The sequence below is a fragment of the Streptomyces sp. NPDC046859 genome (assembly GCF_040645135.1).
GTDB lineage: Bacteria > Actinomycetota > Actinomycetes > Streptomycetales > Streptomycetaceae > Streptomyces.
In genome coordinates this window covers 22,460-31,809 of the sequence record NZ_JBEYXR010000044.1, presented here as the reverse complement: position 1 = coordinate 31,809, position 9,350 = coordinate 22,460, and the positions used below count along the sequence as shown (strand labels likewise).

Genomic DNA, 9,350 nt, shown 5'->3' with positions numbered 1-9,350 from the left:
CCTCGGCCTTCTGCCGCTCGCTCTCGGCTTGAAAGCAGCGTGGCAGGGATGGAAGCACCGGGATGACGAGGACGACGAACACGAAGCAACCGAGGGCGGCCCCAAGGTCCTGGAGGTCGCCGCGGTCACTTTCGCCAACGGCGGCGACAACATCGGCGTCTACGTCCCGGTCTTCGCCACTGCCGGCGTCAGCGGGATGAGCGTGTACGCGGTCGTCTTCCTGATCCTGGTCGCCGTCTGGTGCTTCGCCGGGCGCTTCTTCGCGACCCGCCCCATCATCGCCAAGGCACTCAGCCGCTGGGGCCACATCCTGCTGCCACTGGTGCTGATCGCCATCGGCCTGCTCATTCTCATCGAGGGCGGGGCCTTCGGCCTGTAGTACGAACACGGCGTCACCGCCCCCGCGATCCGGCAACGGAGGCAGCGAACTCCCCAACGAGTCCAGCTGCCGTGCGCAAGCCGCCGTCGGCCAGTGCGCGAATGAGCGGAGAGCCGACCACCACCCCGTCAACGACTTCAAGATCGACTACAGCCGCCGCGAGCTCAGGAGTCGAAACTCCGATGCCGGTCAGCACCGCGGTCGCCGGGGCTGCGTCCCGAAGCGATCGGAGCACACGATCGCCTTCGGGCACGTGACGAACCACATCATCGGAGGAACCGACGATGTGCGTGCGGCTTCACTGGTCGACGCAGTACGAAAGTCCCTGACGTAGCGACGTCGCACCTGCCGACGACACGCCCTCATACGGAGAAGATCTCGCCGTCGGCCTGCTGCTGGCGAAGCTGCGGGATGAGGATCTGGTCGATCGCATACCCTGCCCCGGGCCGGATGGCTACGGGCATGGTCCCCACCTCGTGCCGCGTGCGAGGGCCCACTGCAGATCTCCCGAGTCCGGGCAAGCCCGCCATGACCCCAGCAGTCCTGTTGCCGCCAGTCGGTCAAGTGTGGCTGGCAGTTCCGCAGGCTGGGTACCGCAGGCGCGCGCTATCTGGTCGAGCTCGCCAAGGCCACTGCTGGATTCCGGGTCAGTGTGCGCTGCAAGATACACGCTGGCCAGTTGAGGCAGCGCTCCGACCGCCCCTGCTGCATAGGAGGAGCCGGCGCGCAGTGCCCAGTCCGCGGCATGCCTTCGGTCGGGGCGGGCTGGGGCTTGGCCCAGCAGAGTGACATCGAGCAGTTCAGCGGCGATCTCGTTGGCCGCGTTCCCGGGGGCTCTACGCAGCCATCGCGCCTGCTCCAACTCGCGCCAAGGATCTGGGGCGGCGTTGAGGCGGAGGCTGCGCAGCACGCCCTTTAGAGGCAATGCCGTTGCCTTTAGGTTCGCTTGGTGAACAGGCCCGGCGGGGCCTGTGCGGGGGTTCGAGTCAGCCAGTCGCGGTGCAGCAGCGGCAGGGTGTACTCCATGTCCTGGACGCCCGTGGCCGGCAGGTGGAGCTCGAAGCGTGTGCCGGGCCGGCCGTCAGGGCGGTCCGACACGGTGATGTGGCCGCCGTGGAGGGCGGCTTGCTGGGCGACCAGGGTGAGGCCCAGGCCGGAGCCGGGGCTGTCGGGGCCGCGGTGGTAGCGCTGGAAGATCTCCTCGCGGCTTCCGGGAGGGATGCCGCGGCCGTGGTCGTCCACCACGAGCACCGCGGTCGCCTCACGCCCACCGAGCGGCGGGCGCAGGGTCACCTCGATGCGGGCGACGCCGTCTTCGGCGCGGCCGTGGGTCCAGGCGTTGGTCAGCAGGTTGTCCACCGCCGAGCGCAGACCCTGCTCCCAGCCGTCGACACGCACCCCCGCGGTGGTGCGTACGGACACTTCGGCGTCGGGGCGGGTGCGCCGCAGGTCGCAGACCGACGCCTCCACGAGTTCCCCGAGGTCCAGCGGCGAGAACGCGTCCGCCTCGATCAGGTCGCCCTGTGCAAGCGCCTTCAGCATCACCAGCAGCCCGAGCAGCCGGGTGTGTTCGCGCCCGAGGTCCCCGAGCACTTCCGCCCGGTCCTCGGGGTCGAGGCCGGGGTGGTCGGTGAGGATGTCGAGGTTGGTGCGCATGCTCATCAGCGGGGTGCGCAGCTCGTGGGAGGCGGTCGCGGCGAACGCGCGGGCGGTGGCCAGCGCCTCCCCGGTGCGCGCGACCTGCTCGTCGTAGCGGGCGAGCACGGTCTGCACCGTGTACGCCAGGTCGTCCACCTCGGTGACCCGGGTCGGCGTGTGCTCCAGGCGTACGGTGCTGGTCCTGGGGTCCAGTCCACTGGTACGCCGCTGAAGCCGCCGTAGCGGAAGAACCGCCCGGGCGGCGATGGCCCAGGCGGCGGCACCGGCCAGTGCGGCGGCCACCAGCGCACCGGTCAGCACCCGTTGGCGCACCAGCGCCAATTCGTCCTCGGCCGTGTCCGGTGACAGCAGCCACAGATTCGGGGTATTGCTCTCTTTCGCCGCGGCACCGACGCGCAGTGACAGGACGAGCCAGTCCATGCCGCCGGAGGTCACGGTGACGGGCGTCGGGGCGTTGCGGGGCAGCGTGGTGTTCGGCTCGGGCTGCGGGCCGGCCGAGATCGTGTCCTGCGGCCCCTTCAGCCGGACGCCCACATCCCGGGCGGAGTTGATCAGCCGGCGTCGGCGGACCTGCTTCAGGAGCGGGTGGTCGGTCCCGGCCACGTCCAGATACGCCTTGGCGTTCTGGGCGACGACCGTCGCGCGGGCGCGTAGTTGGTCGTTCTGGTGCGTGCGCAGGTCGCTGCTGACCAGGTGCAGCAGCAGCCAGCCGGAAGCGAGGACCAGCACGGGCACGCTCACGCCGACCGCGAGCGCGATACGGGTGGACAGTTTCACGGCGTGCCCTCGATGTGCGGGGTCTGGCGGTCCGCGCGCAGGACGAAACCGACCCCGCGCACGGTGTGCACCATCCGGGGCCGGCCGCCTGCCTCCAGCTTGCGCCGCAGATAGCTGACGAAGGTGTCGACGGCGTCACTGCGGACCTGGAAGTCGTATCCCCAGACCCAGTCCAGCAGTTGCTCGCGGGTGAGCACGATGCCCGCGTTGCGGGCCAGGATCTCCAGCAGCGCGAACTCGCGCCGGGTCAGTTGCAGTGGCCGGTCGTCCAGAACGGCCTGGTGGGCGGCCGGGTCGAGGACGAGGCCGCCGACGCGGAGGGGGGCGGTGGCGGTCGGCGGGCGGCGGCGCAGCAGGGCGTGCAGCCGCAGGACCAACTCCTGGAGTGCGAACGGCTTGACCAGGTAGTCGTCCCCGCCCGCCTGTAGGCCCGCCACCCGGTCGGCCGTCTCGTCCAGCGCGGAGAGCATCAGCACGGGTACGTCGTCGCCGTCGTCGCGCAGGGCCCGGCACACATCGATGCCGCTGAGAACGGGCATGCTGACGTCCAGGACGACGATGTCGGGGCGGCCGACGCGAGCCTCCGCCAGACCGGTGTGACCGCCGTCCGCGACCGTCACCGTGAATCCGCTCAGCCTCAGTCCCCGTGCCAGTGACCGCCGTATCGCCGCGTCGTCGTCGACCACCAGCACCCGCCCGGCCTTGCCTGCCATGCACACCTCGGTTTCACCGCGTCGAACGAGCTTGCCCGGAGGACACCGATCAAAGCACGGACAGGCTCTGCCCGAGACCGCAGGAGCGCCTCGTCGGTACTGCGCCGGCGTGCATCCCATGGTGCGGCGGAAGCTCCGCGAGAAGTGCTCGGAACCGGAGAATCCACGGCGCCGTCCTATGCGGGCGATGGTCTCGTCGCCGGCCTCGAGAATAATTGCGGGCCAGGTCGATCCGGAGTTCGGTGAGATAGCGGTACGGGGTGAATCCGGTGGTGGCCTTGAAACAGCGTACGAAGTGGAAACGGCTGAAGGAGACCAGGGACGCCAGGTCGCCGACCGGGATCGGTTGTTCGAGGTTGGCCCGCGTACAGGACAGAATCGTCTCGAGCTGCCCTGAGCTCAGAAGACCGGCTGTCCTGCCCGAACCGGACGAGTGCGGCGCGAGCAGGTGGGCGACGATGAACTGCGCCGCCGACTGCGCGTACAGGTCGTCAGCGCCGACGTCGCTTGCGGCCGCCGCGCCCCGCGCGCCTTCGCCGACTCCGACGGTGCCGACCCGGCCGCCGAGGCCGCGCGAGGAGGGCTGCCGCTCACGGTAGTCAACAGCAGCGGCAAGTTCGCCAGCGGCAAGGTCCACCTGTACGTCGTGGGCAGCAAGGGAGACCGGCAGGTACGGCTCACCCGGCAGGGCACCCTGGCCCCGTCAAGCTCTCCGACAACCACGCGGGCGGCTTCGCCGACTACTCCATCCCGCTGACCGCCCACGGCGCGACCAAGCTGCGACTGCCGCAGATGTCCGGACGCATCCACGTGGCCCTCGGCCACAAGCTGAAGTTCAAGGCCGTCAGGGGCGCCGACGGCAAGATCGGTCTTCAGCAGCCGGCCGGCTGGGTGGAGTCCGACCCCAACTTCTCCGTGCTGCACGATTTCGTGGAGTTCACTCACGACGCGTCCGGCATGCACTGCACCACCACCGTGGTGGACATGTTCAGCCCGATGATGATCGGGCTGAACGGAGCGAAAGACCACAGCACCGGCCGGCTGCCCGCCGGCGGCCGCGTGAAGGTCTTCAGCGCCCTGAGGAACCACCCGGACTTCAGGCACCTCGTCATAGCCGACCGGCGCGTCATCGCCCCGAGCCACGGCCTCGACGCCGGCCGGTTCCCCCAGCACTACTACGACGACTACATCGACAAGGTCTTGCACACCTACCAGAACAAGAACCTCGTCGTCAGGGCGAACGCAGGCACATTCACCGGCCCGGTCAGGAACCAGCAGCTCACCTTCAGCGGTCCCGCGCAGGCAGTGTCGCCGCACCAGCCCCAGCGGGTCGGGTCGCCGGGGAGCGGGTCGTACAGGGCCCGCCCGTCGGGGCCGAACCGTCCCAACTCGGTCTGGAGGGATCTCCGAAGTAGAACTCGGCCTCGGCACCGGGCCTGTGGGATGCGCACCTCGGCTGATGAGCTGGGCCTTTCGGCCACACAAGGAATCCACAAGAAGCGCTTTTACTCTCGCTGACCCACCGACCGGCAGACGAGTGGGAGTTGCGAGTGATGCACGGATCGTCACTAGGTAGGAATGCGGCAGGGCAGGTCCTGCTGTGGGTTGCCGTGGCCGCCGCGCTGCTCGTCGGGTGCTCGGCAGCGCCCGGCAAGAGCGCGGCGGTCGGGGCGTCCGCACCCTCGTTGGCGGGTAGTTCTGAACAGGGCCGCAAGCCCAACATCATTTATGTACTCACCGACGACCTCTCCTGGAATCTCGTGCGGTATATGCCGCACGTTCAGCAGATGAGCAAACAGGGGACGACGTTCTCGAACTACTTCGTCACCGACTCGCTCTGCTGCCCCTCGCGTTCCTCGATACTCACGGGGCAGTACCCCCACAACACCGGGGTCTTCACCAACAACGGGGACGACGGAGGCTACGGCGCCTTCATGAAGGACGGCAACGAGAAGAAGTGCTACGCGCCGGCTCTTCAGAAGGCCGGCTACCGCACCGGCTTCATGGGCAAGTACCTCAACGGCTACCAGCCGAAGGACACCAGCGGTACCGGTCACCCGTACGTGCCTCCGGGCTGGAACGAATGGGACGTGGCCGGCAACGGGTATCCCGAGTTCAACTACGACCTCAACGAGAACGGCAAGGTCGTCCACTACGGCCATGACCCGCAGGACTACCTGACCGACGTGGTGTCCGCCAAGGCGGTCTCCTTCATCGGTTCCTCGGCGGCGGACAGCAAGCCGTTCATGCTGGAACTCGCCACCTTCGCGCCGCACGGGCCCTCCACGCCCGCACCCCGCGACGCCAACAGCTACCCGGGGCTCAAGGCACCCAGGAGCGCCGCCTACGATCGGCTGCCCACGCAGGCGCCGAAGTGGCAGGCCGATCTCAAGCCCCTGAGCGACAAGGAGAAGACGCAGATCGACCGCAAGTTCGCCAAGCGGGTCCGCTCAGTTCAGGCCGTTGACCGGATGATCGGCCGCCTGGAGGACGTGCTGAAGGAGAAGGGGCTCGCGGACGACACGTATCTGGTCTTCGGCTCGGACAACGGCTTCCACATGGGTGAGCACCGGCTGCGGCCGGGCAAGCAGACCGCTTTCGACACCGATATCCGCGTCCCCATGATGGTGACAGGACCGGATGTGCCGGCGGGGCGGACCGCCTCCCAGTTGGTGCAGAACACCGATCTCAATCCGACGTTCCAGCAACTCGCGGGGCTGAAGCCGCCCTCGGCCGTGGACGGTCTCAGCCTTGTCGGCCTCTTCCACGGATCGTCGCCGAAGGACTGGCGTGAGTCCGTTCTGATCGAGCATCACCATCCCGGAACGTCCAAGGGCGATCCCGACGCGGCTCCGAAGGACAGCGGCAATCCGCCGACGTACGAGGCGCTTCGCACCGCGGACAGTCTCTGGGTCGAGTACGCGGACGGGGAACGCGAATACTACGACACGCAGACCGATCCCGCTGAGCTTAAGAATCTCGCAGGCAGTTTGAGCGACGGGAAAGAGAAAGCCCTGCACGAGACCTTGACCGCGCTCGCCCGTTGTTCGGGCTCCGAGTCCTGCCGGGACGCGTCGCGGCTGCACCAGTAGCCGTCATCGGGCTGCGCTCGGCGGCATCCGGCTGCAGATATACGAAGACCCCGCATCCAGCGCCCTGAGGGGTGGCGGGGTCTTCCGCACTTCGTGCGAACTGCCTCCCGGCACGATTTGAGCCTGCGCACACGGCTCCGGAGGCGTCGGTCCCAGGCCATTGCTGGCGATGTCCTGCCAGACTTCCTGCTCGGACAGCCCATGGATGAGGTTCCAGGTCAGTACGAGACGGTTGGCGCTCGTGACGCGGGGGGTCGAGCGCCAGACGCGCTTTGAGGGCGCGCGAGGCGGATTCGGCCCCGCGAACTCCGATCACGTTCAGCACGATGGCCTGGCGGTCGAGGCCGAGCTCCCTCACCCAGGTGGTGATGACGGGACCGGTGGGGCCCGTTTCAATGAGGAGGTGCAGAGCCAGCGTTTGGCGTCGGGCCACATCTGGCGCTTCTCGACCATGCCCAGAAAGCCGCCGTTGGGCGTCACGAGAAGGAACGGGATCCCGTAGCGCTCGGCTTGGCGCCGGGCCAGTTCGGGAACCCCCGGCCCGTCGGAGCCGAGATCGCAGTGCATGACGCGCACCTTGTAGAGGCAGCCCGCAGCCTTGGCCGCAGCCACCGTGCGGTGCATGGCCACGAGGGAGTCCTTACCGGAACTTCTTCCGCCAGTTCTGCCGGGAGGTCGAATCCGCCTCACCCCTTCGGAGCTCAGGGCCGGTCTGGAGAAATCCTCCCTCCTCAGAAGCAGGCAAGGCATGCAACACATGTGTTGCAGCCAGAGACCGTTCCCCACTTGGTTTCGGACTCAACGAAGACATTCGGCAATAGCTGGTTGCTCGATTCAGAGGGCCAGCCGCGAAGGGGCGCTCGGGATCAGTGCCGGGCCTGGTAGGGCGGGAACCTTGCCGAGTCGGCGAAGTCCTGGTCCGCGTCGGGCCAGCGGCGGCGCAGCACGACAGCGATGCGGCGGATCCAGGTGGTGAGGTGGGGCAGGGCCCTGTAGGTCTCTGCGGTGCGTGCGGCGCCTTCCAGTGTGGCGATGAGCTGGAGCCGGCTGTGGTCGCCTGGTGAGCGGGTGTCGAGGAGGGCGAATCGCTGCAGACGTACCAGCGCCCAGGACACGCAGGCCGCAGCGAGGCCGTATCCGTACCGCCGGTCGTCCTCGGCCCCTGGGATGCCGCAGGCCAGGGTGCGGCGGTACTGGTCAGCCAGGCCCGTGGTGGTCGGATCGCCCACTGTCAGCCAGGCCGGGCCCGGGACATAGAGGCACACAGCATCGGTCAGCGCGTGTGCGTAGCCGGCGAACTCGAAATCGATGAGGCGGGCGTCGGCCGGGCCAGTGGCGTGGAGCAGGAGATTGTTGGCTTCCGCGTCACCGTTGCTCAGCGTCAGGAAGGGGCCCGGGGTAGCCAATTCCTCCATGGCCGCGGCGAGTTCATGAGTAGCCCGACCGTCGAGAGGTACCCCGAGTGCCGACGCGTGCTCGATCGCTTTCTCCCGGAGAGGGGCGAGTCGTCCTGCCTGGTCTGCAGCGGCGTCAACCGGTCCCAGCGCGGCCCGCCGGGCGTAGTAGGTCTCCACCCGTCCCGCAGTGGCCGCGCTCAGCGCACCGCGAGCGCGGGCGAAGGCGGCCAGTCGGTCGCCGTGCGCTGCCGCTCCATCCCGTCGAAGCAACTGGTCCAGAGGGACGCGGGGAGCGAGGTCTTCCAGCACGAGGAATCGGGCAGCCGTGTCGACGGCGATGACGCTGGGAGCAAGGCCGATCCCGAGATCCTCTTCGAGGAATTGGAGCGCAGCCAGCTCAGTACGCAGCCGCCATGAGGCAGTACGTGCCTCGCGCTGTCCGTCCGGCATCCACTTGACGATGACGGAGCGCGGCAGCGCGGCAGCACTACTTTGGAGCCAGATCCGGGCTACGGCCCACGGCTCCACCCGCTCCCAACGGTCGACAACGACCGGTGAGGCATAGCGGTCGGTCAGGAGGATCTGTAGCGCGTCGACTCGCAGGACCCCTGTGGGGACAGCCATCCGCTCACCCTACGGTTCACGCCCTCTCCATCGCGCATGCGTACGAGGAATCAAGGTGAGCAAGTCTGATCGCCCTCCTAGCACCGCCTGGGGAGTTTCAAAGAGCGCCAACAACGTATTGCACTGCGATGGGTGGCGGCGATCGCCGGTCCGTTGAGCCACGGATTCGTCGCTGGCGTACCCACTTCCAGCACTGCCGCGCCGCTGTCCCCGTACGCAACGAGGGCCTCAACGCCGCGGCGGTAGTCCGGGAAGCCCGCCATCGAGGAGGCCCCGAGGACTGGCCTCGGGCCGTTCAGCCTGCTGGCCATCACATCCGTGCCCCGATGCCTCACGGCGCCGCTGGCTGTGTCGCGTACATCTACGCGACACGTCATCGCAGCTCACCTGTGATCCGGTCACGCACGTGGTCGGAAAAGGTGGAGGGCCAGCCGAGTTCGATCACATCGGTGACTTCGGCGAGGTGGTTCAAGATCCGCAAGTTCTGAGCCTGCGTGGGCCAGCTGGCGGGCACATAGGCGGCCAGGGCTGGGCGGTTGTCGGCGCGGGCGTGTGCGAGGGGCTGGTCGAAGCGGGCAGGCCCGTCACGGCTCCGGCCGGTGGCTGGCTTGTGCTGCGCCATGTCGTAGTCAGGGGGGACATAAGCAGGGTTCGCGGGCCCGGGACGGTGATCAGGGGTGAGGTGTTTCACCACTCACCCCCAATTCCC

At 68.2% G+C, this 9,350-nt stretch carries 10 protein-coding genes and 2 pseudogenes; 4 read left to right on the top strand and 8 right to left on the bottom strand.

Annotation, left to right across the window (positions count from 1 at the left end; genetic code table 11):
- The coding region (locus ABZ899_RS35495) for a cadmium resistance transporter (protein ID WP_361354763.1) at positions 1–379 on the top strand (379 nt) is incomplete at its 5' end.
- Positions 380–392: 13 nt separating this feature from the next.
- On the opposite strand, the gene ABZ899_RS35490 is transcribed toward ABZ899_RS35495, so the two are convergent.
- A complete protein-coding gene (locus ABZ899_RS35490; RefSeq protein ID WP_361354760.1) occupies positions 393–575 on the bottom strand; it encodes a hypothetical protein in 183 nt (60 codons plus the stop codon).
- Between the two features lie 33 nt (positions 576–608).
- On the opposite strand from ABZ899_RS35490, the pseudogene ABZ899_RS35485 reads away from it, so the two are divergent.
- Positions 609–713, top strand: a pseudogene (locus ABZ899_RS35485) (esterase); the annotation flags it as partial.
- A 602-nt stretch (positions 714–1,315) separates the two neighbouring features.
- On the opposite strand, the gene ABZ899_RS35480 reads toward ABZ899_RS35485, so the two are convergent.
- From ABZ899_RS35480 to ABZ899_RS35470, 3 genes and pseudogenes are all read right to left on the bottom strand, one after another.
- On the bottom strand, positions 1,316–2,815 hold the full coding sequence (locus tag ABZ899_RS35480; protein WP_361354757.1) for a HAMP domain-containing sensor histidine kinase: 1,500 nt from the start codon (positions 2,813–2,815) through the stop codon (positions 1,316–1,318).
- Positions 2,812–3,528: a response regulator transcription factor gene (locus tag ABZ899_RS35475; RefSeq protein WP_361354755.1), complete on the bottom strand. Its 717-nt coding sequence runs from the start codon at positions 3,526–3,528 to the stop codon at positions 2,812–2,814. Before ABZ899_RS35475 ends, ABZ899_RS35480 begins: the two co-directional genes overlap by 4 nt.
- A gap of 253 nt (positions 3,529–3,781) precedes the next feature.
- Positions 3,782–4,165 (bottom strand): annotated as a pseudogene (locus ABZ899_RS35470) (helix-turn-helix transcriptional regulator); the annotation flags it as partial.
- A gap of 155 nt (positions 4,166–4,320) precedes the next feature.
- Between ABZ899_RS35470 and ABZ899_RS35465 the strand changes: the two are divergent.
- Both ABZ899_RS35465 and ABZ899_RS35460 read left to right on the top strand, forming a co-directional pair.
- The gene (locus tag ABZ899_RS35465; RefSeq protein ID WP_361354753.1) at positions 4,321–5,046 is read left to right on the top strand and encodes a beta-1,3-glucanase family protein; all 726 of its coding nucleotides are present in this window, start codon (positions 4,321–4,323) and stop codon (positions 5,044–5,046) included.
- A 92-nt stretch (positions 5,047–5,138) separates the two neighbouring features.
- A complete protein-coding gene (locus tag ABZ899_RS35460; protein ID WP_361354751.1) occupies positions 5,139–6,620 on the top strand; it encodes a sulfatase in 1,482 nt (493 codons plus the stop codon).
- A gap of 354 nt (positions 6,621–6,974) precedes the next feature.
- Here ABZ899_RS35460 and ABZ899_RS35455 read toward each other — a convergent pair whose 3' ends face one another.
- The 4 genes from ABZ899_RS35455 to ABZ899_RS35440 form a co-directional block, all read right to left on the bottom strand.
- On the bottom strand, positions 6,975–7,250 hold the full coding sequence (locus tag ABZ899_RS35455) for a hypothetical protein (RefSeq protein ID WP_361354748.1): 276 nt from the start codon (positions 7,248–7,250) through the stop codon (positions 6,975–6,977).
- A gap of 236 nt (positions 7,251–7,486) precedes the next feature.
- Complete coding sequence (locus ABZ899_RS35450) at positions 7,487–8,641, bottom strand: hypothetical protein (RefSeq protein ID WP_361354745.1); 1,155 nt, start codon at positions 8,639–8,641, stop codon at positions 7,487–7,489.
- A 77-nt stretch (positions 8,642–8,718) separates the two neighbouring features.
- The gene (locus ABZ899_RS35445) at positions 8,719–8,904 is read right to left on the bottom strand and encodes a tryptophan synthase subunit alpha (protein ID WP_361354766.1); all 186 of its coding nucleotides are present in this window, start codon (positions 8,902–8,904) and stop codon (positions 8,719–8,721) included.
- Positions 8,905–9,014: 110 nt separating this feature from the next.
- Positions 9,015–9,263 carry a hypothetical protein gene (locus tag ABZ899_RS35440; protein WP_361354742.1) on the bottom strand — a complete coding sequence of 83 codons (249 nt, stop codon included), beginning with the start codon at positions 9,261–9,263 and terminating at the stop codon, positions 9,015–9,017.
- Between the last annotated feature and the right edge of the window lie 87 nt (positions 9,264–9,350).